This window comes from Egibacter rhizosphaerae, from assembly GCF_004322855.1.
Classification (GTDB): domain Bacteria; phylum Actinomycetota; class Nitriliruptoria; order Euzebyales; family Egibacteraceae; genus Egibacter; species Egibacter rhizosphaerae.
The window spans coordinates 2,354,627-2,380,604 of the sequence record NZ_CP036402.1 but is presented as its reverse complement, the minus strand read 5'-3'; the positions used below and the strand labels follow the sequence as shown (position 1 = coordinate 2,380,604).

The 25,978-nt window shown below is 72.7% G+C and carries 29 protein-coding genes; 8 read left to right on the top strand and 21 right to left on the bottom strand.

Annotation, left to right across the window (positions count from 1 at the left end; genetic code table 11):
* Positions 1 to 23 precede the first annotated feature (23 nt).
* Positions 24 to 596, bottom strand: a complete 573-nt coding sequence (locus ER308_RS21590; protein ID WP_165492010.1) for a DUF421 domain-containing protein — start codon at positions 594 to 596, stop codon at positions 24 to 26.
* A 244-nt stretch (positions 597 to 840) separates the two neighbouring features.
* On the opposite strand from ER308_RS21590, the gene ER308_RS21585 reads away from it, so the two are divergent.
* Positions 841 to 1,569: a hypothetical protein gene (locus tag ER308_RS21585; RefSeq protein WP_165492009.1), complete on the top strand. Its 729-nt coding sequence runs from the start codon at positions 841 to 843 to the stop codon at positions 1,567 to 1,569.
* A 109-nt stretch (positions 1,570 to 1,678) separates the two neighbouring features.
* Here ER308_RS21585 and ER308_RS11090 read toward each other — a convergent pair whose 3' ends face one another.
* Positions 1,679 to 2,476, bottom strand: a complete 798-nt coding sequence (locus tag ER308_RS11090) for an alpha/beta fold hydrolase (RefSeq protein ID WP_131155048.1) — start codon at positions 2,474 to 2,476, stop codon at positions 1,679 to 1,681.
* Between the two features lie 264 nt (positions 2,477 to 2,740).
* On the opposite strand from ER308_RS11090, the gene ER308_RS11085 reads away from it, so the two are divergent.
* Both ER308_RS11085 and ER308_RS11080 read left to right on the top strand, forming a co-directional pair.
* Positions 2,741 to 3,922 carry a DUF2786 domain-containing protein gene (locus ER308_RS11085; protein WP_131155047.1) on the top strand — a complete coding sequence of 394 codons (1,182 nt, stop codon included), beginning with the start codon at positions 2,741 to 2,743 and terminating at the stop codon, positions 3,920 to 3,922.
* A gap of 40 nt (positions 3,923 to 3,962) precedes the next feature.
* Positions 3,963 to 5,078 (top strand): cell wall-binding repeat-containing protein, encoded by a 1,116-nt coding sequence (locus tag ER308_RS11080; RefSeq protein WP_165492008.1) that lies wholly within the window; start codon positions 3,963 to 3,965, stop codon positions 5,076 to 5,078.
* A gap of 55 nt (positions 5,079 to 5,133) precedes the next feature.
* Here ER308_RS11080 and dnaB read toward each other — a convergent pair whose 3' ends face one another.
* The 6 genes from dnaB to ER308_RS11050 form a co-directional block, all read right to left on the bottom strand.
* Positions 5,134 to 6,534, bottom strand: a complete 1,401-nt coding sequence (gene dnaB, locus ER308_RS11075; protein ID WP_131155045.1) for a replicative DNA helicase — start codon at positions 6,532 to 6,534, stop codon at positions 5,134 to 5,136.
* Positions 6,535 to 6,548: 14 nt separating this feature from the next.
* Entirely contained in the window at positions 6,549 to 6,995 is a 447-nt protein-coding gene (rplI, locus tag ER308_RS11070) for a 50S ribosomal protein L9 (protein ID WP_131155044.1), read from the bottom strand.
* A 58-nt stretch (positions 6,996 to 7,053) separates the two neighbouring features.
* Positions 7,054 to 7,290, bottom strand: a complete 237-nt coding sequence (gene rpsR, locus ER308_RS11065) for a 30S ribosomal protein S18 (RefSeq protein ID WP_131155043.1) — start codon at positions 7,288 to 7,290, stop codon at positions 7,054 to 7,056.
* Between the two features lie 25 nt (positions 7,291 to 7,315).
* Positions 7,316 to 7,774 carry a single-stranded DNA-binding protein gene (gene ssb / locus ER308_RS11060; protein WP_165492007.1) on the bottom strand — a complete coding sequence of 153 codons (459 nt, stop codon included), beginning with the start codon at positions 7,772 to 7,774 and terminating at the stop codon, positions 7,316 to 7,318.
* A 44-nt stretch (positions 7,775 to 7,818) separates the two neighbouring features.
* Positions 7,819 to 8,124, bottom strand: a complete 306-nt coding sequence (rpsF, locus tag ER308_RS11055) for a 30S ribosomal protein S6 (RefSeq protein ID WP_131155041.1) — start codon at positions 8,122 to 8,124, stop codon at positions 7,819 to 7,821.
* 302 nt (positions 8,125 to 8,426) lie between these two features.
* Positions 8,427 to 9,506 carry a hypothetical protein gene (locus ER308_RS11050; protein WP_131155040.1) on the bottom strand — a complete coding sequence of 360 codons (1,080 nt, stop codon included), beginning with the start codon at positions 9,504 to 9,506 and terminating at the stop codon, positions 8,427 to 8,429.
* A 145-nt stretch (positions 9,507 to 9,651) separates the two neighbouring features.
* Here ER308_RS11050 and ER308_RS11045 point away from each other — a divergent pair, with 145 nt between their 5' ends.
* Entirely contained in the window at positions 9,652 to 11,283 is a 1,632-nt protein-coding gene (locus tag ER308_RS11045) for a serine/threonine-protein kinase (RefSeq protein ID WP_131155039.1), read from the top strand.
* 4 nt (positions 11,284 to 11,287) lie between these two features.
* Here ER308_RS11045 and ER308_RS21580 read toward each other — a convergent pair whose 3' ends face one another.
* The 9 genes from ER308_RS21580 to ER308_RS11005 form a co-directional block, all read right to left on the bottom strand.
* A complete protein-coding gene (locus ER308_RS21580; protein WP_165492006.1) occupies positions 11,288 to 11,782 on the bottom strand; it encodes a Tad domain-containing protein in 495 nt (164 codons plus the stop codon).
* The gene (locus ER308_RS11035; protein ID WP_131155038.1) at positions 11,779 to 12,192 is read right to left on the bottom strand and encodes a hypothetical protein; all 414 of its coding nucleotides are present in this window, start codon (positions 12,190 to 12,192) and stop codon (positions 11,779 to 11,781) included. The genes ER308_RS21580 and ER308_RS11035 overlap by 4 nt, the downstream gene beginning before the upstream one ends.
* A gap of 128 nt (positions 12,193 to 12,320) precedes the next feature.
* On the bottom strand, positions 12,321 to 12,698 hold the full coding sequence (locus ER308_RS11030; protein WP_131155037.1) for a hypothetical protein: 378 nt from the start codon (positions 12,696 to 12,698) through the stop codon (positions 12,321 to 12,323).
* 53 nt (positions 12,699 to 12,751) lie between these two features.
* Positions 12,752 to 12,958, bottom strand: coding sequence for a hypothetical protein (locus ER308_RS11025; RefSeq protein WP_131155036.1), 207 nt, complete (start codon positions 12,956 to 12,958; stop codon positions 12,752 to 12,754).
* 103 nt (positions 12,959 to 13,061) lie between these two features.
* Positions 13,062 to 13,970, bottom strand: a complete 909-nt coding sequence (locus ER308_RS11020; RefSeq protein ID WP_131155035.1) for a type II secretion system F family protein — start codon at positions 13,968 to 13,970, stop codon at positions 13,062 to 13,064.
* On the bottom strand, positions 13,967 to 14,851 hold the full coding sequence (locus ER308_RS11015) for a type II secretion system F family protein (RefSeq protein ID WP_131155034.1): 885 nt from the start codon (positions 14,849 to 14,851) through the stop codon (positions 13,967 to 13,969). Before ER308_RS11015 ends, ER308_RS11020 begins: the two co-directional genes overlap by 4 nt.
* Entirely contained in the window at positions 14,848 to 16,167 is a 1,320-nt protein-coding gene (locus ER308_RS11010; RefSeq protein WP_165492005.1) for a TadA family conjugal transfer-associated ATPase, read from the bottom strand. The genes ER308_RS11015 and ER308_RS11010 overlap by 4 nt, the downstream gene beginning before the upstream one ends.
* Before the next feature lie 52 nt (positions 16,168 to 16,219).
* Entirely contained in the window at positions 16,220 to 17,527 is a 1,308-nt protein-coding gene (locus tag ER308_RS21575) for a CpaE/TadZ family protein (protein WP_165492004.1), read from the bottom strand.
* Positions 17,528 to 18,334, bottom strand: coding sequence for an SAF domain-containing protein (locus ER308_RS11005; protein ID WP_165492003.1), 807 nt, complete (start codon positions 18,332 to 18,334; stop codon positions 17,528 to 17,530).
* Between the two features lie 465 nt (positions 18,335 to 18,799).
* On the opposite strand from ER308_RS11005, the gene ER308_RS21570 reads away from it, so the two are divergent.
* Entirely contained in the window at positions 18,800 to 19,030 is a 231-nt protein-coding gene (locus ER308_RS21570; protein WP_165492002.1) for a helix-turn-helix domain-containing protein, read from the top strand.
* A 48-nt stretch (positions 19,031 to 19,078) separates the two neighbouring features.
* On the opposite strand, the gene ER308_RS10995 is transcribed toward ER308_RS21570, so the two are convergent.
* Entirely contained in the window at positions 19,079 to 19,633 is a 555-nt protein-coding gene (locus tag ER308_RS10995; RefSeq protein WP_131155030.1) for a hypothetical protein, read from the bottom strand.
* A 105-nt stretch (positions 19,634 to 19,738) separates the two neighbouring features.
* Between ER308_RS10995 and ER308_RS10990 the strand changes: the two genes are divergently transcribed.
* The 3 genes from ER308_RS10990 (at position 19,739) to ER308_RS10980 (ending at position 22,560) form a co-directional block, all read left to right on the top strand.
* Positions 19,739 to 20,602: an SDR family NAD(P)-dependent oxidoreductase gene (locus ER308_RS10990; protein WP_131155029.1), complete on the top strand. Its 864-nt coding sequence runs from the start codon at positions 19,739 to 19,741 to the stop codon at positions 20,600 to 20,602.
* A complete protein-coding gene (locus ER308_RS10985; protein WP_131155028.1) occupies positions 20,602 to 21,372 on the top strand; it encodes a class I SAM-dependent methyltransferase in 771 nt (256 codons plus the stop codon). Before ER308_RS10990 ends, ER308_RS10985 begins: the two co-directional genes overlap by 1 nt.
* 147 nt (positions 21,373 to 21,519) lie before the next feature.
* Positions 21,520 to 22,560: a type III polyketide synthase gene (locus ER308_RS10980; protein WP_131155027.1), complete on the top strand. Its 1,041-nt coding sequence runs from the start codon at positions 21,520 to 21,522 to the stop codon at positions 22,558 to 22,560.
* A 24-nt stretch (positions 22,561 to 22,584) separates the two neighbouring features.
* Here the strand turns inward: ER308_RS10980 and ER308_RS10975 are convergent, their stop codons facing one another.
* The 3 genes from ER308_RS10975 to ER308_RS10965 form a co-directional block, all read right to left on the bottom strand.
* The gene (locus ER308_RS10975; RefSeq protein WP_165492001.1) at positions 22,585 to 23,073 is read right to left on the bottom strand and encodes a GNAT family N-acetyltransferase; all 489 of its coding nucleotides are present in this window, start codon (positions 23,071 to 23,073) and stop codon (positions 22,585 to 22,587) included.
* A 121-nt stretch (positions 23,074 to 23,194) separates the two neighbouring features.
* The gene (locus ER308_RS10970) at positions 23,195 to 25,462 is read right to left on the bottom strand and encodes a transglycosylase domain-containing protein (RefSeq protein WP_131155025.1); all 2,268 of its coding nucleotides are present in this window, start codon (positions 25,460 to 25,462) and stop codon (positions 23,195 to 23,197) included.
* A 96-nt stretch (positions 25,463 to 25,558) separates the two neighbouring features.
* Complete coding sequence (locus ER308_RS10965) at positions 25,559 to 25,975, bottom strand: DUF5318 family protein (protein WP_205745570.1); 417 nt, start codon at positions 25,973 to 25,975, stop codon at positions 25,559 to 25,561.
* Between the last annotated feature and the right edge of the window lie 3 nt (positions 25,976 to 25,978).

Below are 25,978 nucleotides of genomic sequence, written 5' to 3'. Positions count from 1 at the left end.
GGTTCCGTGCTCGCGCCCAGAGGTCAGCCGGGTGGTTCCGCGCCCCGCTCGGGGGGTTCGGATCCCGGCACGAGGCGTTCGGCACCGACGACGTCGGCGACGAGGTCGGGGTCGAGCTGCTCGTCGTCGCGGGAGTGCAACACCGAGACCTCCCCGGTGGTCTCCAGGATGACCGCCCGCACGTCCTCGTACCGGAAGACGTTCGCCTCTCGCAGCTTGTAGCGCACGTCGTCCTTGGTCAGTTGGCTGCGGCGCAGGTGCTCCTCGACGAACTCCGGTCCGGCCATCAGCAGCAGCGACCGATTGTTGACCCAATCCGTCCCGAACCCGTAGCGCCGGATCTTCGCGATCAGGACTTGCACCACGAACAGCACCGCCACTGCCACCGCCCCATCGGCCAGGCTCACGTCCGCGTTCACCGCGGTGGCGGCGATCATCGAACCCAGGGCGATGTTCACGGCGAAATCGAAGCCCGACATCTGGCTGAACGAGCGCAGTCCCACGATCCGCGTCGAAACGAGCACCACGAGATAGACGCCGACGGTGGACGCCACGACCGTGGCCAGGACCGGCCAACTGCTTGCGAACCACTCCATGGGCGCACACTCCTCAGGGGACAGGGCCACAGCGTGCCCGGGTGCCCGGTCGGCCCACACGGCACACGGCCAACACGCCCCCCGGTCACCGCGGGCCCTTCCCCTACGCCCTCGCGCGCCAGCGGAACGCACGGCTGGCGCCTCGGGTTGTACACCTGCCCGTGGGGCTACCGCGACGCCGTGCACTTGGCCGAGGCCCCGACGAACAGCCGTTGAGTGGCGTGTTCCGATCCAGGAGGTGCCGATGTCGACCACGACGCTGACCATCCCGTCCCGGTTCAACGGTCCGCCCGACTCGGGACACGGCGGGTACTCCTGCGGCACCATCGCCGCGCTGCTCGACACCCCCGCGGCGGTGGACCTGCACGCGCCACCACCGCTCGACACGCCCCTGACCGCGGTGGCGACGGCCGAGGGCCTCGAGGTGTGGGATCGCGACGTGCTCGTGGCCCGCGCCCGGCCGTCGACGCCCCCCGACGTGGTTCCTCCCACGTCCCTCACTCCCGAGGAGGCAAGTGCTGCCGAAGCCAACTTCGTCGGCTTCGAGCACCACGCGTTCCCGACCTGTTTCGTCTGCGGCCCCCAGCGGGAACCGGGGGACGGATTGCGGATCTTCCCTGGCCGCATGGATCCGTCGGAACCGGCTGACACCGCGACGGTCGCCTCCCGGTGGACGCCGGACGCGACGCTCGCGGGTGACGACGGCGCGGTCGCTCCCGTGTTCGTGTGGTCCGCGCTCGACTGCCCCTCGGGCTACATGGTGTTCGAGGGCCGCCGAACGGTGCTCGCCAGCCTGCGCATCCGCCAGGACGCGCCCGTGCCCACGGGAGAGGAGCTCATCGTGCTCGGCTGGGGGCGGGGCTCCGAGCGGCGCAAGTTCTACGCCGCGTCGGCACTGCAGGACGCCCGCGGCGAGGTCCTCGCGGTGGCGGACACGCTGTGGATCGAACTCCAAGCCCGCGTAGGAGCGTGATCGCTGCACCGCCGACTGACGGATGTCACGCGCGGAGTGTGGCGATGGCGGGTCGACGCCCGCCTCGAGACGGGCACCCAGGAACCGGCCGATCGGGTCGGCGAGCACCTCACACGCGCGTGTGTTCGTGGAGGAAGCTGCGGACCTCCTCGTTGAACACGTCCGGCGCCTCGAGGTTGCTGACGTGTCCGATGTCGGGAATGACGACGAGGCGCGACGTCGGGATGCGGGCGTGGAGGTCCTCGGCGACGCTCAGCGGGGACCGCTGGTCCTCGGCGCCGTACAACAGCAGGGTCGGCACGTCGATCGTGGGAAGCACGTCGCGCAGGTCCGCCTCGGCGAACCCCTGCAGCATCGCCCGGATGCCGGCGAGACGGGCGTCCAGCATCATCGTGCGGTATTCCTCGACAGCCCCCGGCGGTGCACCGGCGGCGAACATCCCGGGCAGGTACCCGTCGGCCCACTGCTCGGGAGGCAGCTCGGCCTCCCGCAACGCGCGAGCCAACCGCTGCTCCACGACGTCGGGCGGCAGCGACCCCGCCCAGCCGGCGTAGGCCGCCGCCAGCACCAGCGTGCGCACGATGGCCGGGTGACGGCGATAGACCTCCAGCGCGAGTCCGCCGCCGAAGGACAGGCCCAGCATGTGGGGGCGAGCCAGCCCGAGTGCGTCCACGAGCCCGGCGACACAGTCCGCGTAGTCGGGCAGGCGGAAGTCCGCCGGCGGATCCGCGGAGCGACCGCATCCTGGTGCGGCCCACGCGATCACGGTGAACTCGTCCGCCAGTTCCTCGAGCTGGGGGCGCCAGGCACGGTGGTCGCTCCATCCCCCGTGGAGCAGGAGCAGGGGAGGCCCGGTCCCGGCCCGCTCGAACGCGATCTCGAGCCCCGCAACCGTGACCCTTGCCATCTCCCCACCGAGCTGGCCCTCGCGGACGAGCGCCGTCGCCGAGCACCGTCGTGCGGATGGGAGGAGGTTGCCCTCCGCCCCGGCCCCGCGTCCAGACCCGACCGGCTGCCCGGCATGGCGACCACCTGCCCGCCACGGGCGATCACCTGCGCGCCACGGGCGATCACGGCTCGCTGGGCCGATGACCGACCCTCGCCCCGTATCTCCACAAGCCGCCGAGCGTGACGTGTGCTCATCGGCCCGACCAGCCCGCACACTGCGTCCATGACACGCACACGCGCCAGCCAGGACCCCGACACGCTGCTCGACGCGGCCGCGTGGTGGTGGTCGGTCGACCGCGAACACCACGACGAGTTGCTCGCCCAGCTCGCGCGAGGCGGCACCCGCGCCCGGACGGTCGTCCACGCTCGCCTCGCCGCCGAGGTGGGCGCGCTGTGGTCGCGGGGCTGGAACCCGGCCGCGCTGGTCCACGTGACACAGCGCGAGCTCACCGAGCGGCACGCCGCCGTGGTGGCGCGGCACGCGATCCGGGACGGTCGAGCGCACACGGAAGCCGGCCGCACGCTCGACCCACGGTGGGCGGCCGAGCTGGAGGTACTCGGGCCACGAGCGGACCTGAGCCCCGACGAACCCGGCGAGCTGATCACGCTCGGGGCCGCCGCCTGGTGTGTACTGACCCGGCTCCCCGAGGTGCCGCGGACACTCCCCCCTCCCGGCGCGGCCAACGCGTCGACCACCGCCACCGGCCGCATCGACGACCGGGTGCTCGCGCGCGTGCGCGGCCTGCTCGCCAAGGCCGAGTCCACCGAGTTCGACGAGGAGGCCGAGGCGCTGACGGCCAAGGCCCAGGAGCTGCTCGCCCGGCACGCGATCGATCACGCCCTCCTCGACGCCCAGGCGCGGGAGGCGGGGGCTCCATCGCTGCGGCGGCACCTGGTCGACGACCCGTACGCCAGCGCGAAGTGCCACCTCGTCGCCGCCGTCGCCGAGGCGAACCGCTGCCGGGCGGTGATGACGCCGGGGTTCGGGTGGGTGACGATCGCCGGCGATGATCGCGACCTCGACGCGGTCGAGCTGCTGGCGACGTCGCTGCTCACGCAGGCCACGAGCGCGATGCACCGGCAGGGCACGCGCCGCGACGCGGCGGGACGGTCGCGCACCCGGTCGTTCCGGCGCTCGTTCCTGCTCGGGTTCGCCCACCGCATCGGCCAGCGGCTGCGCGAGGCCGACGAGGCCGAGGTCGCGGCCGCGGCCGCGAGCGACGAGCGCGTCCTGCCGGTCCTGGCCGCCCGCAGCGAGCGCGTCGAGGAGGCGATCCACGACGCCTTCCCCCACCTGCAGCGGCGGTCGACGGAGGTCAGCAACGCCGGTGGCTGGCGCGCCGGTCAGGCCGCCGCCGACCTCGCCGAGCTCGACGCCGCCGCACGCCGCCTGCCGGACACGTGATTCGGACCCGGGCGACGTCGGACGCCTATCGTTGGCGCTGATGGAGTCCACGGCGCCGACCGACGAACCGACCCCTGAGACCGAACCCGATTCGGGGCTCGGGGACCACCTGCGCATCCCACTGGGCATCATCGCCGTCGGCGCCGTGCTGCTCGGCGTCGCGCTGTTCGCCCAAACGCCCGAGGCCGAGGTGGAGATCACCCGGGTGGCGGGCCAGGACCGCTTCGACACCGCGGCTCGCCTGGCCCTGGCCGCCTACCCCGACGGCAGCGACGAGGTGGTCGTGGCCGCCGGCCACGGCTTCGCGGACGCCCTGCCCGCCTCCGGTCTCGCGGGCCGGCAGAACGCTCCCGTGCTCCTCGTCGACGACGAGGCCGACGAGGTCCCCGACGTCGTGGCCGACGCGATCGAGGAACTCGCCCCGACCCGGATCCACCTCATCGGCGGGCAGGGCGTGATCAGCGCCGAGGCCGCAGAGGATCTGACCGGACCCACCGACGCCGACCTCGAGCGGTACGCAGGCGACGACCGGTTCGAGACGGCCGCGCTCGTCGCCGAGGGGTTCGCTGCCGAGGAGGTCGGCTCGTTCGGCGGCGCCACGACCGTGCTGCTCGTCAGCGGGCGCGACTTCGCCGACGCGCTGGCCGCGGGACCGCTGGCCTCCGCCGGCCCGCACCCGGTTCTGCTGACCGAGCCCGACAGCTTGCCGACCGCCGCGGCGGAGGCGATCGACGAACTCCGCGCCGAACGCGTCGTGCTGATCGGCGGGCAGGCCGCCATCGACAACCCGGTCAGCGGGGCGCTCGCCGGCCTCGACGGCGTCGAGCACCTCGAGCGCATCTCGGGCGACGACCGGTTCGAGACGGCCGCGTCGGTGGCCCGTGTGCTCGACGGCGTGCCGCCCTACCGCGACGCCGAGCGGCTGATCCTCACGTCGGGCACCGACTTCGCGGATGCGCTGGCGACCGGACCGTTCGCGGCGGACGCCGGCGCACCGCTCGTGACGGTGCCCGGCGAGCTGGGCAACGCGGCGCGCGACGTGCTCGTGGCGCGTGCCGACCGACTGGAGGAGGTCGTGCTCGTCGGTGGCACGGCCTCGGTGCCCCACGAGCTCGAGGACGAGATCGAGGCGCTGATCCTGGGCGCGCGCGAGTGACTCGCGCCTCCGACCGCGCGCGCCGCCACCGAGCGCGCCGTCACTGAGCGCGCCGTCACATCGGTTGGTCGCCGCCGCCGCTGGAGCCGCGGGCCATGTTCGCGAAGCGGGAGTGGTTGCCGATGAAGGTCAACCGGATCGTGCGCAGTGGCCCGTTGCGGTTCTTCGCGACGATCAGTTCGGCCTCGCCCTTCGCGGCCGTGTCCGGGTCGTAGACCTCGTCGCGGTAGATGAACGCGACGAGGTCGGCGTCCTGCTCGATCGAGCCGGACTCGCGCAGGTCGGCCAGTTGCGGTCGGCGGTCGTGGCGGTCCTCGGGACGGCGCGAGAGCTGCGACAGCGCCACCACGGGGATGTCGAGCTCCTTGGCGAGGATCTTCATCCCGCGGCTGAGCTCGCTGACCTCCTGCACGCGGCTCTCGGTCCGCTTGTGCGGCTGCATGAGCTGCAGGTAGTCGAGGACCACCAGGTCGAGGCCGTGCTGCTGCTTCAGCCGCCGACACTTCGACCGCAGCTCCATCATGTTCACGCCGGGCGTGTCGTCGATGTAGATCGGGGCCTCGGCCAGCCGCCCCATCGCCTGGCTGAGCTTGGGCCAGTCGGACTCGGCGAGCCGCCCCGTGCGCAGACGCTCGCTGTCGACGCGGGCTTCCGCGGCGAGCACGCGCTGCACGAGCTCCATCTTCGACATCTCGAGGCTGAAGATCACGACCGGCCGGCGCTGCTCGACCGCCACGTTGGTCGCGAGGTTGGTCACGAGCGTCGACTTCCCCATGCCGGGACGGGCGGCGAGGATGATGAGGTTCTGGTCCTGTAACCCGGCGGTGAGGTCGTCGAGGTCGTAGAAGCCGGTCGACAGGCCCGTGAGCGAGGAGTCGTTCTCGTGCAGCTGCTCGATCAGCTCGAAGGACTCGGCGAGGAGATCCTTCATGGGCGCGAACTCGCTGTGGCGGTCGCGTTGGCTGACCGCGTACATCAGCGCCTCGGCCTTGTCGATCGTCTCCTCGGCGCCGTCCTCGCCCTGGTAGCCGAGCTGGGCGATCTGCGTGCCGGTGTCGATCAGGCGGCGCCGCAGCGCCTGCTCGGCCACGATGCGCGCGTAGTAGCCGGCGTTCGCGGCGGTCGGCACGCGGCTGATGAGGTCGCTGATCGCGACGACGCCGCCGACGCTCTCGAGCAGCCCCCGACGGTCGAGCTCGTCGCCGAGCACGACGGAGTCGACCGGCTCGCCGCGGTCGTAGAGGTCGACGATCGTCTCGTAGATCGTCCGGTGCGCGCCGCGGTAGAAGTCCTCGGCGCGCAGGATCTCGTTGACTTCGGCGATCGCGTCCTTGGACAGCAGCATGCTGCCGAGGACGCTGACCTCGGCCTCGAGGTTGTGCGGGGGGACGCGGTCGTGCGCGTTGCCGCCGCGACCGGGGGAAGGGGTCCCGAGCTCACGCGGCTCGGTGGCCAATTGCCGGATCCTTCCTAGGCCGGGGCGATCTCCACTCGCACGGTCGCCACGACGTCGGCATGCAGCTGCACGGGGACGTCGTGGACGCCGGTCTCCTTGATCGGCCGGTCGAGGCGGATGCGCTTCTTCTCGACCTTCGCGCCGAGCTGCTCCGAGATGCCCTTGGCGACCTGGGTCACCCCGACCGACCCGTAGAGGGTGCCCTCGTCGTCCGCGTTGGCGGTCAGAACGACCGGGGCGCGCTCGAGCTCGGCCTGCTGCTCCTCGGCAGCCGCGCGCGAGCGTTCGGCACGTCGCTGGCGCGAGCGCTGCATCGCCTCGGCATCGGCGAGCGCGCCCTTGGTCGCGCGCATCGCGAGGCCCCGTGGCACGAGGTAGTTGTTGCCGTACCCGTTGGCGACGTCCACGACGTCCCCGGCCTCGCCGAGGTTGTCCACGTCGCGCTTCAAGATCACCTTCATCGTCTGCGTGCTCCTCCCGGGCTGCTCCGCGAGCGGGCGGGGGACGGACGCGCCGTCCCTAGCGGTAGTGGTACGGCAGCAGCGCCATCTCGCGGGCGTTCTTGATCGCCTCGGCGAGCAGCTTCTGGTACTGCGGGCTCGTGCCCGTCACCCGCGCCGACCGGATCTTGCCGCGGTCGCTGACGAACTTCTTCAGCAGCGCGACGTCCTTGTAGTCGATGTAGCTGATCTTGTGCTTGGTGAAGTAGCACTCCTTGGGCTTGCCACCACCACGCGGTCCTGTTTGCTGCGCCATCGTGTCGCTCCTCCTGGACTGGCTCCTAGAACGGGACGTCGTCGGTGTCCGGCGCCTCGGGCGGCGGCGCGCTCGCTTGCTGCCCGTCGCCGTCGCCGCTGCGGGCAGCGCCGCCCCCGCGCGGGTTGCGGGTCACCTGGGCCCGCGCGAAGCGCAGGGACGGGCAGATCTCGTCGGCCTCGATCTCGGTGACCCAGCGGGTCTGGCCTTCCTTGTCCTCGAACGACCGGCTGCGCAGCCGCCCGATCACGACGACCCGCGAGCCCTTCTCGAGGCTGTCGGCGATGTTCTCGGCCATGTCGCGCCACACGTTGCACGTGAAGAACCCGTCGAGGCGCTCGTCCCACTCGCCGGTCTCCGAGTTGCGGATCCGGCGGTTCACCGCGACGCGCACGTTCGCCACCGCGACCCCGTTCGGCGTGAAACGCAGTTCGGGGTCGTCGGCGAGGTTGCCGATGATGCTGATCTGGTTCTCGACCGCCACGGATGCTCCTGTCGTCGGTCCGGGCCGCGAGCTGCGGCGTCGGGTCAGCCGACCTTCTTCGTCCGGAGGTCCGGGCGGATGGCCTTGTGGCGCACGACTTCGTCGGCGATGTGCAGCTGGCGCTCGAGCTCGGCGAGCTGGTCGCCGGGGAGCTGGATGTCGAGGACGGTGTAGTAGCCCTCGCGCATGTGGTCGATCTCGTAGGCGAACTCGCGTTTGCCCCAGTGATCGACCCGATCGACGCTCCCGCCGAGGTCGCCGACCAGCTTCTGGAAGCGATCGATGACGCTCTGCACGGTGTCCTCGGCGAGGCTGCCGTGCGAGATGATCATGAGCTCATAGGTGTGCATCAGCCCATCCTGTGGTCGGAGTGGCCCCCGGACCGTTGGCGCGGCGCGCCGCCGGGAGCAGGACGGTCAACCCGTGTAGCGTAGCGCCGTCCCAGCCCGGCAGCACCCGCCGCCGGCCCTGCAGGGAACCTCCGCGCACCGGGCCCCGGACGGTGACCCGATGGCGGCAGCCTACGGGCTGGCTGCGACATGCGAAGCGATCGATTCCTCGAGTCTGCGGAAAACGCCCGCTCCTCGGGCTGTTAGCTCGGGGCGTCGGGCCACTAGCTCGGGGCGTCGGGCCACCGGCCCGGGGCATCGGGCTACCGGCTCGGGGCATCGGGCAGGGGCGGCAGCGTGAGCTCGACACCCGGGTACACGAGGTCGGGGTTGCCCGGATCCGGAAGGGCCGAGCGGTTCTCCTCGAGCAGGCACTGCCAGTACGCGTGGACGTCCCCGTCCGACGGCGGGCTGTCCCAGGCATCGGCGAGCGCGGCCTCGGCGATGGCCCACAGGTGCTCGCCGGGCTCCACCCGCCAGACCGCGTCCCCCTCCTCGCCGCCGTCGGTTCCGGGTTGCCCGCCCGGCTCGCCATCTCCGCCTTCTCGGTCGTTACCGTCGTTCGACTCGTCGGCCTCACCCGCCTCCGGCCGCTCGCCCACCTCACCCGCCTCCGGCCGCTCATCCCCGTCCTCCGAGGCCTTGCCCCCGTTGCCCGAGCCCGGGCTGCCCGTGGCCTCGTGCTCGCCCGACTCGACCTCGAAGGTCCCGCCGGTCCCCGCCTCGGGCAGGACACCGGGGTCTTCCCCGGGAAGGGGTGGTGACCCGATATCCGAGCTGGTGCCGGGAGCCGAGCCGGGGCCGGGAGCCGAGCCGGCATCGGGGTCCTCGTCCGCGGCATCATCACGCGGGCCGTCCACCACCACGCCGGCGACGTCCTGCGCGGCGACGAGCACCGCCGCCTCACCACGCTCCTGAGGCGCCGGGGAGGCTCCCGGCACGGTGACACCTGCCACCGCGGCCGTGGCGAGTCCCAGCCCGAGGGCGCCCTGCAGGAGCCGTCGAACGGGCGGCACCGTCAGCGCGTCCGCGCAGCGCACCAGCCGCACCATCCGTGCGAGCCGTGCGACCACGCCGACGGTCGTGACGCCGAGCAAGTACCACGCGAGCGCGAGCACGAGCAGCCGCAGTACCGCCATGAGCGCTTCGGCCGGACCACGCGTCGCGAACCACTGGGCGAGCCCCTCAGGATCCGCCAGCGGCGGCGCCCCCAAGGGTCCACGTCCCAGGCCGTGGAACAGGAGCAGGGCACCGAGGAGCACTGCGACCCAGATACCCAGGGCCAAGAGCCCACGAGCCCGTTCGGTGGACACCCGATGCCCCGCGCCGGCGCCGCCCGTCATTCCCCGGCTCCGCTGGCCACCGTGCACATCGTCGCCCCCTACGTCAGTCGAACTCAGTCGAATCGCATCGTAGAGTCTTACGTATCGGGACAACCGCGTCCATCGGGTGTCCCCAACAGGCCACGGGCGGCGATCCGAGGCGGCGATGAACGAGCAACCCCCCGAGCGGACCTCGAGCGGCGATGGCCCGACCGACTGTTCCCACGGCCCACGGGCTAACCAGCAACGGCCCGACGTCCCGGGCTACGAGCTGCTGGATCGACTCGGGAACGGCGACGCCGGCAGCGTCTGGCGAGCCCGCCGGCACGACGCGTCGGGGCCGTTCGTCGGCATCAAGTACGTGCCCGGCCCGAGCGAGGAGCTCCACCGCGAGACGGCCCTTCTCAGAGGGCTGGACCACCCGCACATCATCGGCATCCTCGACACCGCCGATACAGGGAACGGCGTCGCGCTCGTCATGCGGTTCGCGGAGGGTGGGAGCCTCGCGGACCGGCTCGGATCGCACGGACCGCTCTCGTGGCCGGAGGCGATCGAGGTCATCGCCCCGGTCGCTGAGGCGCTCTCCGCAGCTCACCGCCGTGGGGTCCTGCACGGGCACGTGAAACCGGCCAACGTCCTGCTGACCGAGCGCGATGAGCCCCTGCTGGCCGACTTCGGGAGGGCGGGCACGGATGAGGCCGCCGACTCGGCCGGAACTCCCGGTCCCTCCGACCCGGCGGTGGAGGCCGGTACGGCGCCGAGCCGTGCCAGCGACGTCCGGTCCCTCGGGGCCCTGGCGTACGAGACGATCGCTGGCCAACGTCCGCTGCCGGGGCCCGGCGGCGTTCCCCGGCTGGACATGGTGGTCCAGGACGTCCCACCGGCGATCGCCGACACGATCGACGAAGCCCTGACGGTCGGCCCCGACGACTGCCTCGACCCTGCCGCTCTCGCCGCACGCCTGCGGGCAGCCCGTCCGGGCGCGACGGCCGTCGGACGCGTACCGACAGCCCCCACGACGGAGGGGCCCGGCACCACGGCTGCACCCCCGCTACGTCGCGGGTCGGCCGCAGCGGTCGTACGCGACGCTCGCGCCCCCGGCCCGGGCGCCCTCGACCGCGCCCGTGCGTTCCGCCCGCGGCCGCTCGTCGCGCGGGGGCGCGCCCGTCGGGGGCCGCGGGTCCGGTGGTCCGTCGTGATCGCCCTGGCCGCGGCCCTGCTCGTCGGGCCCGTCGCGGTCGCGGTCTCCTGGCCGACCGACGAGCGAGCGCCCACGGGCGTCGAGGGCGGCGGCGCGGACGAGCGCGAGGGGAGCGTCGAGCCCGACGAGCCCGCTGACGAGGCGGGGAGCCTCGAGCCCGACGCCGCTGGCGGGATCGACGAGGATCCGGGCCCCGCGGGTCCGGGCGCCGGGCACGGGACATGCCCACGGCCACCCACGGGCGAGGCGTCGACGTCGCTCGCCGCCGACGTCACCGGCGACGGCTGTGACGAACGCGTGCTGTGGGACGGCGAACGCCTCGAGGTCCGCAGCGCCGAGGACGCATGGACCTTCGAGCTCTCCGCTCCCGACCAGGATCTCCTGGTGGGCGACTGGAACTGCGACGGCTCCGCCACCCCGGGGCTCTACGCACCTGCGACCGGCCGGATCCTGCTGTTCGACCGTTGGCCGGCGGCGGACGAGCAGGCGCAACCCGCGCGGACCCGCGAGGCGGGCGTGATCCACGGCGCGCCGCGAGTGAGCACCGATTCACAGGGGTGCGACCGCATCGAGGTCAGCCGACGTCGCCCCTCGTGACCGCTCACCGGCCGCAGGTCGCGCTGAACGGCCCGAGGTCGGAGGGATCGGCCACCGCGGTGCTCGACGCGTGGGTCTCGTGGGTCGGCCGCTCGCCGAGCGCGGGCGTGAAGACGAGTTCGACGGTTCCGGCGACCTCCACCGTCACGGCGATGCGGTCGTCCACCACACCCTCGGTGCACCCCGTCCCCTCGTCCACGAGGACGGCTTCGACCGGCCCTGCGTCGCCGACCGCCTGTGCAGCGATCGCACGAACGTCCTCGTCGTCGATGCGCAACGTCCCGTCCTCGCGGTAGAACGCCTCGGACTGCAGCGCCGCGATGACGGCCTCGTTCGCCGCCCCACTCGCGATGGAGGCCACCTCCCGACGCGCCATGTACGCGATGGCAGCGTCGACCGCGAGGCCCGCCAGCACGACCAGGATGAGCAGCCCCGCCGGAACGAGCAGCAACGCGCTGCCCGTGTCGGGAACGAGCGCCCCGCGCAGCGGCCATCTCATGAGCACAACGACCCGCCCTCACCGGGTGCCGGCAGCTCAGGGCCCTCGAGCCCTCCGCGCAGCGGGTTGACGAGCTCGGTGTGGCGGCCCGTGGCCGTGAAGCCGTCCGTCCAGCCGACCTGCGGCAGCAGGATCGGGTCCACCCGCAGCGTGACGGTCGCGGTGGCCTCCGCGCAACGTTCATGGCGTCGGGGCAGGGACGAGGCCCCGGCCACGAGGGTCTCCCGGGCCCATCCCTGGCTCTCGAGTGTGCGCTCGCGCGCCGCGTTCGCCGCTGCGAGCGCCTCGCCCGAGTCCGCCGTGGCGAATGCGCGCGCCGCCTCCCGTGCCGCGGCCGTCGCCGCCAGCCGAGCATCCACGACCGCCCACACGTTCACGACCAGCAGGGCGCCAACGACGAACAGGAGCACGGCGAACGGCAGGACCTCCGCACCGGCAAGCCCGTCCTCCCGGCCCCACCACCGCGCCGGCCCTCGACACCGACCCCGCGAAGACGAGACGGCGCAGACCGGACCGCGCGATCGCGTCGGGTCAGGCGTCACTGCGGGCCCTCGAGGCGCATCCGCACCTCCCGCTCGAACGAGGTGAGGAACCCTTGCGAGGTCGCGGCCGGGGCGAGCCCGAGCGCCTCGGCCTCGACCCGCACGACCACTTCCCCCGACTCGACGCGGGGGGGGTCGAGCTCGACCCGGTCGGCGTAGCCCCCCAGGGCTCCTTCCGCGTCGGCGTACACCGGCCCGTACACCGTGGGGTCGGTGGGGTCACCGCCCAACTCACCACCGGTTCGGACTGCCGCGGAGAGCTGAAGCGCCACTTCGTACGTCACCCCCTCGACGACACTCTGCGCGTAGAGGTAGGTCAGCGTGTGAACCGCGGTGAACAGCAGGACCAGGAACACCAGCACGCCGATGCTCATCCCGAGAAGGCCGGACCCGCGGTCGCCGTGCGCCGTCCGCCGTGCATCCGGGATCAGTCGCCGATCTCCTCGATCTGGGTCTCGATGTCGTCGCCGACGTCGTCGACGAGCGCGTCGAAGATCAACCACAGCGCCACGCCGAGGAACGCGATGATCAGCACCGCGATGGCGACCGATACGACGCCCTCCCCGCGCTCCTCGTGCCGACGTGCCGCCACCTTCCCGACCGCGCCGACCCGTCCTCGGGATCGTGTGATCATACATACCACCGCCACCGGCTCCGCCGATTCAGAACCTTCTCGCTGATAAGACGAAATCGTGTCGCATGTGGATGCTCTCCGCAAGGGTCGTTTCCGCAGTCGTTCATCCCGCGAACAGCTCGACCGCTGCCAGGAACGGGATGAGCATGAAGATCATCCCGGGTACGAGGGTCGCGACCGTCACCGGGATCCACACCTGTTGACCCTTGCGCTCCATGCGTTCGATGCTCTCCCGCTGCACGGCTTTGCGGATGGCCCGGGCCTCGTCGGCGAGCAGGCGCCCCAGGTCGCTGGCCTCCCGGTTCATCGCGAGGACCGGCATGAGGCGGTCGACGGCCTCGACCTGCGCGATCGCCGCCCACTCCCGCAGGGCCTCGACCTCGGAGAGGCCTTGCCGCATGCGCGCCGCGACCCGTCGAAGGTCGGTCGCGACGGCCCCGTTGCCACGCACCGCGACGCGGTGGACGGCGGCGCCGAGCGAGTACCCGCTCGACAACAGCATCGCCAGCTGTTCGGCAACGACGGGTAGTTCGAGGTAGATCCGGCGCTGCCAACGCGAGCTCGCCGTCGCCACCCGCTGCTCCATCACCAGGAAGGCCAGTAGGGGGCCGGCGAGCAATGGGACCCCCGCCAACGGCCCCCGAAGGGGCTCGAGCGCGATGACGAGCAGGACCGCCACACCGACGGCGGCCACGGCCGCCCCGATCTGCCGGACCCGAAAGGCGGTCGGATCGAGCGGCGAGTGGATGCGTTGCAGGCGCAGCGCCAGGTCCTCGGTGACGCCCATCACGCGCGCGAGGCGTTCACCAACGGTCCGCGACAGCGGGGCGATGATCTCGCGGAACGACTCGAAGGACAGGAGGCCCGCCCTGGGTTCCCTTCCCGCGCCGAGAGCCGAATAGGGACGGAGACGCGCGTCCAGGGGCGACCGCGCGAACCACCGACAGTGGCTGAGTAGGAGCGTCGCGCCCGCCCACATGGCGAGACCCGCGGCGACCAGGAGCTCGATCATGCGTGGAACACCCGCCCTTCCGCCGGGAGGCGCATGATCCGGCCCGCCCACAGCCAGCACACCGCGATGAGCGCGATCCCCGCCAGGACCCACAGCTGACCGGTCGGGGTTGCGTAGGCCTCGCGACCCTCCCCGATCGACAAACCCGCGAGGGCCATGCCGACCGGCACGACCAGCACGAACCAACGCGCGAACCGTGCACCCGCCTGCTTGGCCCGTGCGTCCTTGCGTCCCTGGAGGTCCTGCGTGCGATCCTCGGCGAGGGCGGTGAGCCGCGCATCCAGATCGGTCCCGCCGACCTCGTGCGCGACGAGCAGCGTCTCGCAGACGACGTCCGCCGTGGGATCGGCGAGCCGCGCCTTCAGGACCGCGACGGTGCGCGGGAAGTCCGTGGAGATCAGCCACTCCCGGTGGGCCGCCTCGAACGAGGGCCGCAGCTGCTCGGGACCGGAGAGGCCCACGGTGAGCAGGGCGTTCGGGATCGACTTGCCCATCGTGGTGGCCTGCAGGCGGATCTCCTCGATCAGCCGCGGCCACGCGTCCCGGGCCGCCTCGAGCCGCGCCTCCCGTCGTGCCCGCGCGGACAGCACCGGCACGACGCTGGCGAGAAGGGCAACGGCGACGGGGACCAGGTAGCCGGGGAACAGCAGGAAGCCGATCAGTCCTCCGAGGACCGCCAGAACGGCCATGACGGCGCCGAGCTCGATCGGTCGCACCCCCTCCAGCCCGGCCTGCACCAGGTAGTCGTGCACGTGTCGCCGGCGTGGAACGCGGGTGGCCACGCCCGGGCCGAGTCCGACGCCCCGCCACCCGAACGCGACGGCGGTGAAGAGCAGGAACACCCCGTAGGCCCCCAGCAGAGCAAGCCCAAGACCGATCATGGCGCGGGTCCCCGGCCTGCCACCCGTGCGCCGTGTTCGAGCAGCTCACGAGGGTCGTGACCGGCCTCCTCGAGCGCGAACACCGCCCGCGACGGCAGTTCGCCGCTCCACACGAGCGCCCCGTCCCATCGTTCGCGTGTGAAGAGCGGCGTCACGGTGAAGTTCGTCGCCTGGGCTCCCGCCTGCAGGTCCTCCACGGCCAGGATCTCGGTCACCTTCACCTCCCCGCGACGCCGGGCGGAATGGACGACGATGTCGATCGCCTCGCTCACGAGGCTGTTCAATGCGGAGAGCGGCAGCTCGCTCGAGGTGTCGGCGAGCTGGGCGATGAACCGCAGCCGCGTGAGCGCCTGTCGAGCCGAGCCCGCGTGGATGGTCGTGAAGCCCTTGACCCCCGACGACAGCGTGAGCAGCAGGGGCAGTGCCTCCCGATCCCTCACCTCCCCGACGATCGCGACATCGGGGGCCATGCGGAGGAACCCGGCAACGAGACGCCGCAGGTCGACCTCGGCCCGGTCCGGACGCGCCGCGCGCGTCTGCATGGAGGCCACGTTGGGCAGGGGAACGTCGGCTTCGAAGACCTCCTCGGCGACCACGACCCGCAGGCTCGGATCCAGCTCCGCGGCCGTGCACGACAGCAAGGTCGTCTTGCCGGCGCCCGGCGCTCCGGCGAACACCGTCGAAAGCCGGGCCCGAGCGCACGCGCGCAGGAACCGTGCCGCGGCCGAGGAGAGCATGTCGCGGTCCACGAGCTCGCCGAGATGCCGGAACGCGACCCCGGTGAACTTGCGGATGTTGACGAGCAGGTGCCCGTCCCGTCCCACATCGCGGTGCACGATGTGCAGCCGTGCGCCGGTGTCGAGCTGGGCGTCCTGCAGCCCCTCGGCAGGGTCGAGCTTTCGGTGGGACTGGGTCGCGTCGTCGAGGATCTTTGTCAGGGTTCGCACCACGTGCTCGTCGTCGTGGAACACCTCCTCGTGATAGCCCGAGACCCCACGGTGGCGCTTCACGAAGACCTGGTCGGGCGCGTTGATCATCACCTCCCACACGTCCTCGTCGGCCAGCAGCGGCTCCAAAGGGCCGTAGCCCGCGAGGTTGCGCCATGCCCGCTCACGCACCAGCTCGGCATCGGCGAGGTCGTACGGACGCAGCCCCCGCTTGTAGTCGTCGCTCCAGCGAGCGACCTCCTCGTCGATCAGCCGCGCGAGCTGGCGCTCGGCGGTGTCACCGGCCAGGTCGAGGTCGAGCTCCTTCGCGCGGTCCTGCACGCGCCGCTCGACCTCCGCCAGCGGCGATTGCGACGGTGCCGAGGTCATCGGAGCCCCCTCGCGACGACATCCTCCGGGGCGTGGTTGGCCGACGGTCGGGTCACGGCGTCGCTTCCTCGCCGGGGATCGCGACATCGGCCGCGAACGCCCCCAGCGAGCCGGGCACGACCGGCTCGGGACCAGCGGCCTCTCGGGCACCTGCTCCAGCGCGCTCGAGGGTCGCCCGGAACGCCCCTCGCAGGTGGTCGGGCAGCGGCCCGGGCAGCGGCACGCCGTCACGCAAGGCCTCGTCGACCCGCCGCCGCGGCAACAGCACCGGCGCCGACCGCACATCGGAAGGGACGAGTTCCTGTAGCGCTCCCGCGAGGGCCGCGCGCCTCCGGCCTTGCCGGGGGGCCCGGTTGATCACCGGCACGACCCGTTCGTCGTCGGCACCCGCCTCGCGCAGCTCGGCGAGCAGGCGCGCGAGCCCGTGCAGGCCCTTCATGTCGGGGCCGCCGACCGCCAGGACCACAGACGCCTCCCCCAAGGCGGTACGGCTCATCAGGTTGCGCTCCTCGACGTCCATGGAACCGCCATCGGCCTCGCCCTCGAAGTCCGCGGTGACGTCGCACACGACGGTGCCGAACGCCTGGCGCAAGGAAGCGAAGGCCGCCGAGAACGAGCGTGGACGCAGCGCCGACCAGTACCGCGGTCGCCGCAACCCCAGGAGCAGGTGGTAGCCGCGCTCCACGACGCGGAACGTTTGCGCGTGGACCTCGCCGGGGGTGGGCCGGTTACCGCGATGCACCTCGACCAGCTCCTGGACGCCGGGCACCACGTCCCGGGCGTCATGCAGCATCGCCTGCTCGGCGCGCAAGCACAGGTCCGCCAGCAGCACCGGCCGCCGCGCATCCTGCTCGGAGGCGAGCCCTTGGGCGAGCGCGATCGCCGCCGTCGATGCGCCGGTGCCGCCCGGTCCACAGACGGTGACGACCGGAGCGGGCTCCTCGCGGGGCGGCCCGTCGTCGGCGCTGGGCTCACGCGGCAGGGCCTCGCCCGTGCTGACGCGCGGCGCGTGGGCGCCGAGGGTGTCGAGCAGGTCCTCACGCTCGAGCTGTGCCGGTAGGACCGCGACCGCCCCGAGCGCCGACCAGTCACGTTGGACCCCGGGGGCCTCGACCACGATCGGCACCGCGCCCGCATCGCGCACCGCGCCGATCAGCTCGCGGTCGGTGGCCGGCAGCCCGGCATCGAGCAGGGCGGCGCTGAAGATCCGGCTGCTCGACAGGTGCGCGCGCAGCTCCTCGGCCGAGACGCACTTGAGGAACTCCGCGGGCAGCGCGCCGGAGGTGGCCCACGCCGCCACCGTGCGGAACCATTCCGCGCGGGGCTGCCCGAGACCCAGCAGGACGAACCGCTCGCCCATCTAGCCCTCCTCCCCGTCCGGGCCCTCGTCCGGGCCCTCGTCCAGCTCGGGTTGTGACCGCGCATCCGGCAGGAAGCCACCCTCGTCGGGGGCGAACCGCGCGGGCACCTCGTCGGGCAGCTCCCGCGCCGTCGCGCGCACGAGGGTGATGTCGCCCGTGCCCGCCGCGTGCGTCACCGCGAGCGTCTCGGCGGGTGTGTCGAGCGCGACCGTCACGACGAGTTCGTCGCCCACGCCCGCCACGGCTCCCTCCGCCCCGCCGACCCCCGTCAACAGGACATCGCGCACGACGGCTTCGGTCTCGTCATCGGAGGTCACGAGGACGTCGATGCGCTCCCCCGGCTCCAGCGACCCGGCGACCGCCCGATCCGCGGCGACCGGGAACGAGAGCTCATCCCGTCCCACGAGCTCGTCGGCCGGCACCACGTGGCTGGCCTGGACGAGCTCGCCCTCGGACAACGGTGCGCTCGCGATCGTGCCCACGAGCGCCTCGGCGTCGCTGAAGGACCGGGATCGCAGCACCTCGGGCAAGTCGATCGGGACGGTCCCGAGATCCTGGGTGGTGAGCTCCTGGCCGGGCGCGACGTCTCGGGCGGCCACCGCCCACTGCGTCACGGGACCGCGGGTGGCATCCAGATACGCGGCGAACAGCCCGACCGCCGACCCGGCGACGAGGAACCCGCCGACGACGGCGCGGCCACCGGGCAGGCCACGTCGCCGCCGCAGTGGGCGGGCCGCCTTTGTGCCCGCCCGTGAGACCTCGTCCGCCGTGGACTGCCGGTCGAGCCCTGTGGTGACACTTCCCACGGCACCTGCTCCTCGATCCCACCGATGGTGTCGGGATACCGCGGTGAAACGTGTGGTCCCGTCCGCACCATCATTGATGGCCGGGCAGTGTGCCGTGACATCGGAAACACGCAAGCCCTCCGTTCGCAGCCACGACACACGTCACCGGCAGGGGTATACTCCTTAGCTGTCCAAACTTTGTGCCGTGCCGTATGATTCGGAGGTGAACTCATCGGTTTACGCCGATGGTCGACACGGGAAGGCTGATGCCGTAGGATAACGGCATGCAGTGAGGTACCGTGCGAGGGTGCTCGACCGCGTAGTGTGATGCGTGGGGCGGGAGTCACGAGGGCCCTGACCGTGCCGACCGGGGTCCCGCCAGGGCGCCCCAGTGCTGCAGCAGGGACACCGTTCCCTGGAAGCGTCCGGGACGAACCGGGGGGACAACGTTCCGGCGACAACGACCCCCACAGAAGGGAAATACGGATGTCAGAAGAGATCCGCTGGATGAGTACCGCCGAAGCGGCCCGCAGTCTCGGGATCACCCCGCGGACGCTGTATCGGCTCATCGACGAAGGGCAGATCCCCGCCTACAAGTTCGGGCGAGTGATCCGCCTCAAGGAACACGACGTGAACGAGTTCATCGAGGCCAGCCGGATCCAGCCCGGTTCCCTCGAGCACCTCTACCCGGACGCGAAGACCCCCGCCGGGAGCTAGCCGGGAGCCGCGAGCCGGCGGCGTCCGACCAGGCGCCGCCCCCCGCGGTCATCCGAACCGCACCGTCGCTTCCGTCAGAGCGGACAGCGCGACGTAGCAGTTCGTGCCCGCCTCCCGGTCGAGGCGCACGGTGAGGACGTCGACGCCGGCGGCGCACAGGGAGCCGGTGACCGGTTCCGCCGTGCCTGCGCAGCGCAACGACACCCAGGGGCTGTCCGGCGCCAGCCGGCCCAGGACCTCGGCGAGCGTCAGGTCTTCGCCGGCGGCGCTCGCCCCCGCGGTGCCACTGACCGGCGGCGCGTCGGTCCCCGGGGCCGGTTCGACCACCCCAAGGGCCGCGATCGTGATGAACATGTCGCGGTCCTCGGTGACCCGCAGTCGGCAGAAGTCGCGTCCGAGACCCGCGAGCACGCCGTTGTGGGCACGGCCCGCGGTCGTCTGCAGACGCACGACCACCGCACCCTCCACGAGTGAGGCGAGCGCACCGCGCAAGGTGGCCTCTTCGCGGTCCTGCTGCCGCAGCCACCGCTCCCGCGCACGCCCACGGGCCGCGTCCGCCGCGCGCTGCTCGTCGGCCAGACGCCGGAGTTCCTCGTCGGACATGCGTCCCCCCGCACCGATGCCCAAGGGTCGGCGACAGGCTACCGCCCTCCTCGCGACCCATTAGGCTGCCCCCGCACACGCGTCCAGCGTCCAGCGAGGGAGATCATGGCAGGAGTCGAAGGTCGCGTCGTTGTCGTCACCGGTGCGGGCGGCGGGGTCGGTCGCGCGCACGCCCTCCTGTTCGCCGAGGAAGGCGCTCGCGTCGTCGTCAACGACCTGGGCGCCGATCGCGACGGCACGGGCCGGTCGAGCGAGATGGCCGAGAGCGTCGTCGCCGAGATCCGCGACGCCGGCGGTGAAGCGGTCGCCAACGCCGACAACGTCGCGGAGCCGGAGGGTGGCCAGCGCATCGTCGACGCCGCGGTCGAGGCCTTCGGACGCATCGACGTCGTCGTGAACAACGCGGGCATCCTGCGCGACGTCACCTTTCACAAGATGACCGACGAGCAATGGGACGCGATCCAGAAGGTCCACCTCTACGGGACCTACCACGTCACGCGCGCGGCGTGGCCCCGGTTCCGCGAGCAGGCCTACGGCCGCGTCATCGTCACGACCTCGACGAGCGGGTTGTTCGGCAACTTCGGCCAGTCGAACTACGGCGCGGCGAAGATGGGCCTCGTCGGGCTGATCAACACGCTCGCTCTCGAGGGTGCGAAGTACAACGTCAGCGCCAACGCGGTCGCCCCGGTCGCGGCGACCCGCATGACCGAGGACATCTTCAGCGAGGAGATGCTCGAACGCCTCGACCCGCGCTGGGTCTCGCCCGCGGTCGTGCACCTCGCCAGCGAGGACTGCACCGACACCGGCATCGCCGTCGTCGCGGGCGGGGGCAACTACTCACGGGTCGCGGTCATGCAGGCCCCGGGCGCGAACTTCGACGCCATCCCCACCGTGGACGCGCTCGCGGCGTCATGGGACCAGGTCACCGACCTCACGGGCGCGACCGTCGGCCGCAACCCGCCGGACTGATGGCCGGCACCCGGGGCCGAGGCGCCCGTGCGGGCGGCGTGCCACGCACCCCCCAGCGGCCACGCAACGACCCGCGCCAGTACGACGACCTCGCCGACGAGTGGTGGCGCCCCGACGGCGCGTTCGCCGCGCTGCACTGGCTGGCCGCCGCCCGCGCCGCCGCCGTGCCCCGCCCACGCGAACCGGGCGCCCTGCTCGTCGACGTCGGCTGCGGCGCCGGGCTGCTCGCCCCACACCTGAGCGGGCGCGGGTTCCGCCACGTCGGCGTCGACCTCACCGCCTCCGCGCTCACCCGTGCCCGCGACGCGGGGGTCGAGGTCGTCCAGGGCGACGCCGCCCGTCTGCCCCTCGGCGACGCAGCTGCCGAGGTGGTCGTCGCCGGCGAGATCCTCGAGCACGTCGGCGACCTCGCCTCGACCGTGGCGGAGTGCTGCCGGATCCTCGCGCCGGGTGGGACGCTCGTCGTGGACACCATCGCGGGGAACCCGCTCGCCCGCCTCGTCGTGGGTCGGGTGCAGGAGCGCCTCCCCGGCGGACCTCCCCCACGAATCCATGACCCCGCGCTGTTCGTGTCCCCCCGCCGACTGCGTGTGTTGTGCAACGCCCACGGGGTGCGGCTGCGCACCCACGCGCTGACGGTCCACCCCCTCGACTACCTGCGGTTCCTCGTCGACCGGCGGCGGCCGGTACGGATGCGCCCGGGCGGTGCACCCCTCACCGTCTACCAGGCGATCGGCTGGCGCCCGGCCGAGTCCCACTCATACGGTTGATCCGGGTCGCACCAAACGCACGGCCCGTTCACGCCTGTTCGGTCAGGCTCGACCTGGGTACAGGTCACCGAAAGCCGCGCAACTCACGCGACACACGGGGGCGCCCGGGCACCGCCGCGGGCCGACGGACGACAGGATCCGGCGACGATGACGGCTGCCATCACGGGCCTGGCCAACGCACTTCCGCCCCAGCACGATCAGGGCGCGCTCTGGCGCGACTTCTTCGCCGACCACTTCGGCCAGCGGCGCGCGGCGGAGCGGGCGTGGGCCCAGTCGGGGATCGCCCGCCGCCATGGCGTGGTGGATCCACGCATCGAGGACGTCTCCACGTGGGGCACCCGGGCGCGCATGCAGCGCTTCCTCGCCGAGGCGATGCCGCTCGGCAAGGACGCGTTGTCGGCGGCGCTGGACGATGCGGGTCTCGCGGCCGAAGAGCTCGACCAGCTCGTCGTGGTCAGCTGCACCGGCTACGCGACGCCCGGACTCGACATCCTCCTCGCGCGCGACCTGGGCCTTGCCCCACACGCGCAACGCCTGCACATCGGGCACATGGGCTGCTACGCCGCGATCCCCGCGCTCGCCGCGGCGAGCGATGCCGCGCGGGCTCGGGCGCAGCGCGTCGCGGTCCTCTCGGTGGAGCTCACCAGCCTGCATGTGCAGCCCCCCGACCCCGACATCGAGCAGGTGGTCGCTCACGCGTTGTTCGCGGACGCCGCAGCCGCGGCCGTGCTCACCCCCGGGCCCGGACTCGAGATCCGCGACTTCGAAGCGCGCACCGCCACCGCGCACGCCGACCTCATGGCGTGGGACGTCACCGACCGCGGCTTCCGCATGCGCTTGTCGCCACGCGTCCCGACGGTGCTGCGCGAGCACGTCGCCGACGCGGTTGACACGCTGCTGGCCCGGCACGACCTCGATCGCGCTGACGTGGCCGCCTGGGCCGTCCACCCCGGCGGCCCCCGCATCATCGACGTCGCCGCCGACCGGTTGGGTCTCGACGAGGGGCAGGTCGCGGCCTCGCGGCACGTGCTCGCCGAGCGGGGCAACTGCTCCAGCGCGACCGTGCTGCTCATCCTCGAGGAGCTACGCGACCGCGGCGAGCTCACGCACGACGGCCCGGTGGTGGCGCTGGCCTTCGGGCCCGGACTCACCCTCTACGCCGCGCTGCTGCACGCCGGCGGCGCCTGAGCGCGGCCACCGCACCCACTGCGCTCACAACCGCAGCTCGTACCCCTGAGCGTGGACGCCGGGCGCGGGGGTGTGGTCGAGCGAGGATTCGCGCTCGAAGCCGAGCGAGGTGACGAGGTCGCGCGCGGTGGTCATCTCCGGCGGGACCGTCATCACCACGCGGTCCTTGCCCTCGGCGCGGCTCAGCTCGATGGCACGCAGCATCAGCGCCCGCCCAACGCCCTGCCCGCGTTCGTGCGGGGGGACCGCGAGCATGCGCAGCGACGACGAGCCCTCCTGTGCGCCGCGCCAGTTCGGGTAGCGCGTCAGCGAGCCGACCAGGTCGCCGGCGCGCTCGGCCACGAGGACCTCCCCGTCGGACATGCGCCCGGCCACGTTGGCGATGTCGTGCGCGAACGCCGACCAGGCGTCGGGCGACATGTGCGCGGCGTACTCGGCGTACGCATCGACGGTCAGCGACGCGACGATCTCGAGCTCGTCGACGTCGGGGTGGCGGATCACCAGATCACTCAACAGCGCACTCCCCCTCGGGGCGCGGTCCGGTTCCCGGTACGTCGGCTGCAGGGTGGCAGCATTACCCAGCGATGCGAAGCGAACAACTCGGGCCTCGCCGAGCCCCTTTCAGCAGGGTCGGTCAACCATCGGCGGGGGGCTCGCCCTCGCCTTCCGGGGGGTCGGGGGCCCCGGGGGTCGTCGCGGGTGTCCCGTCGGGCGCGCGCGAGGGCTCGGTCGCGTCATCCGAGGGCGCGGGCGGACCCGACGGCCCTCCGTCCGGCGCCTCGTTCGACACACCATCCGACGCACCATCCGTCGACGCGTCCCCCGGGGCATCGGTCGCGGCCTCCCCGTCGGCGTCCGGTCCGACCGGCGGTCCGGGCGTGGCCGGCTCATCGCACGCCGGGTCGCCGGGCTCGCAGAGCGCGTCGGCGAGGTCCTCCGCCAGGGGCAGGTCGTCGGGTGGCGGGGGGAACTCGCTCGGCGCGACATCGGCCAGCGCCTCGGCCACGAAGTCCGCCCAGAGGGCTGCCGGCGCCCCGCCGCCGGTCGGAGCGCCGTGGATCGGCTCGTTGTCGTCGCGATGCCCGAACCAGGCGACCGCCGCGAGGTCGGGCGTGTAGCCGGCGAACCACGCGTCCGCGTGCGAGCTGGTCGTACCGGTCTTGCCGGCGGCGGGACGGCCGATGGCGGCGGCGGTTCCGGTGCCACTGGTGATCACGCCCCGCAGCACATCGGTCACGGCGTGGGCCACCTCGGGCTCGAACGCCCGGTCGCCGTCGGTGTTCGCACGGTACTGCCGCTCACCCTCGTGATCGACGACCTCGAGCACCGCGGTCGGCGCCCGGCGCGTGCCCTCGGCCGCGAACGTGCTGTACGCACCCGCGAGCTCCAGCGGCGTCACCGCACCGGTGCCGAGTACCAGCGAGGGATCGGGCCGCAGCTTCCCGGGTGCGTCGACCCCGGCCCTCCGCGCCGCGTTGAGGACCCGCTCCGGGCCGAGATCCATGGCCAGCTGGGCGTATGCGGTATTGGACGACCGCCAGGTCGCCTCGCGCAGCGTCACGCTCCCGAGCTCCTGCCCCTCGTAGTTCCCGACCGTCCAGTCGCTGTCCAGCCGGGCATCCTCGGCGGCGAACGTCGCCGTGGCCGGGGCGTCGACCATGCTGTCCGGCGAGTTGCCGTCCTCGACGAAGGCGGCCAGCGCGAACGGCTTGAACGTCGAGCCCGGCTGGCGACCGAGACCCTCGGGCCCGCCCGTGACGAGGTCGTACTGGTCCGTGCCGAAGTCGGCCCCGGCGACGTGCGCACGGATCCCTCCCGTCGCCGGGTCGATCGCAACGAGCGCGGCCACCGGTGCCGTCTCGCCCTCCGGGATGTCCAGGGACCCGAGCGCATCCGCGTGCGCGCGCTCGGCGGCGTCCTGGGCGCGGAGATCGAGGGAGGTGCGCACCTCGAGACCCCGGTGCACGGCGGCCGGGCCGACGAGGTCAGCCAGCCGCTGCTCGACCATGGCGAGGAAGTGGGGGGCGCGCTGCGCGGCGAGACCCTGCCCTCCGGGCCGCACCAGCGGCGGCACCTCGCGCAGCTCCGAGGCCTCCTCCCTGTCGAGCATGCCCTCCGCGTGCATGCGATCGATCACCGAGGCATAGCGCTGCGAGGACGCCACGGGCTCGCGCTCGGGGTCGAGCGCGCTCGGAGCCGGGACCACGGCGGCGAGCTGTGCGGCCTCGTCCACCGTGAGGTCGCGCGCGTCCACGTCGAAGTAGGCACGGGCCGCGGCCTGGATGCCGTAGGCGCCGCGACCGAAGTAGATCGAGTTCAGGTAACCCTCGAGGATCTCGTCCTTCGACCGATCGCGCTCGAGGCGCACGGCGAGCACCGCCTCACGGAGCTTGCGCGCGAGCGTCTCCTCCTGGTCGCCCGTGAGGTTCTTCACGTACTGCTGCGTGATCGTCGACCCGCCCTGGCGGACCTCCCCGTGGCGCAGGTTCGACCACGTCGCCCGCGCGATCCCCGACACGCTCACGCCGGCGTGGTCACGGAACCCCGCGTCCTCCGCGGCGATGACCGCGTCGACCACGTGCGGGGGCAGCTCGTCGATCCCGAGGTCCTCGCGGCCGGGGTGCTCCTGAAGCTCGCCGATGTGGTCGCCGTTGACGTCGGTCACGACGGTCGGTTCGATGTCGAACTCCACGGACAGCTCGGGGGTCGTCACCCAGAGCACGGCCGCCGCCGTCGTGGCGGCCCCCAACCCGACGAGGGCGAGCCCCACCAGCGAGCCGAGGGTCCACGCGAGGCGGCGACGCCACCGGCCCCGCCGCGGCGCGCCGGGACGCCGCGGTCGACCCGCGGTGCGGGCCGGCCCGGGAGCAGGCGCGCGACGACCACCTCGATTCTGGGGCATACACCAAGTATGCCGGATGCCACGTTCTGTGGTGGCTGGCCGGTCGGCCCGCCGGCCTGTCCTGCGCGGCCCGCGGACGCGCTCTCGCCCGGCGGGTCACCCGGCGTCGACGGAGCCGGCGTGCGCGCGGCCGAGCAGATAGCTCTCGACCAGATGGTTCCACCCGCACACGAGGCAGCACTCCACCGTGTAGGCCACCAGCGAGCGGTAGCGCACGGCGAGATCGGCCAGTTCGGCGCGATCCCACACCACCGCGCCGGACGGGCGTCGGAGATCGTCGCCGAAGACGTACGTGACCGTGCGCACCGGCGCGCTGTCGTCGGCGGGGACCGCCGCACGCTCGTCGGCGAGATCGCAGATCGGGCAGGAGCGGTCGACGACCGTGCCGATGTTGCGCGCCGCCCGCAACAGCTCCGGGTGCGCGTCGCACACGTCCCGCACCGGCACGGTGCCGTGCGTGACCTGGCGCACCAGCGCGCGCTTGGCCATCCGGTAGTCGGTGAACCCTTGCACGCG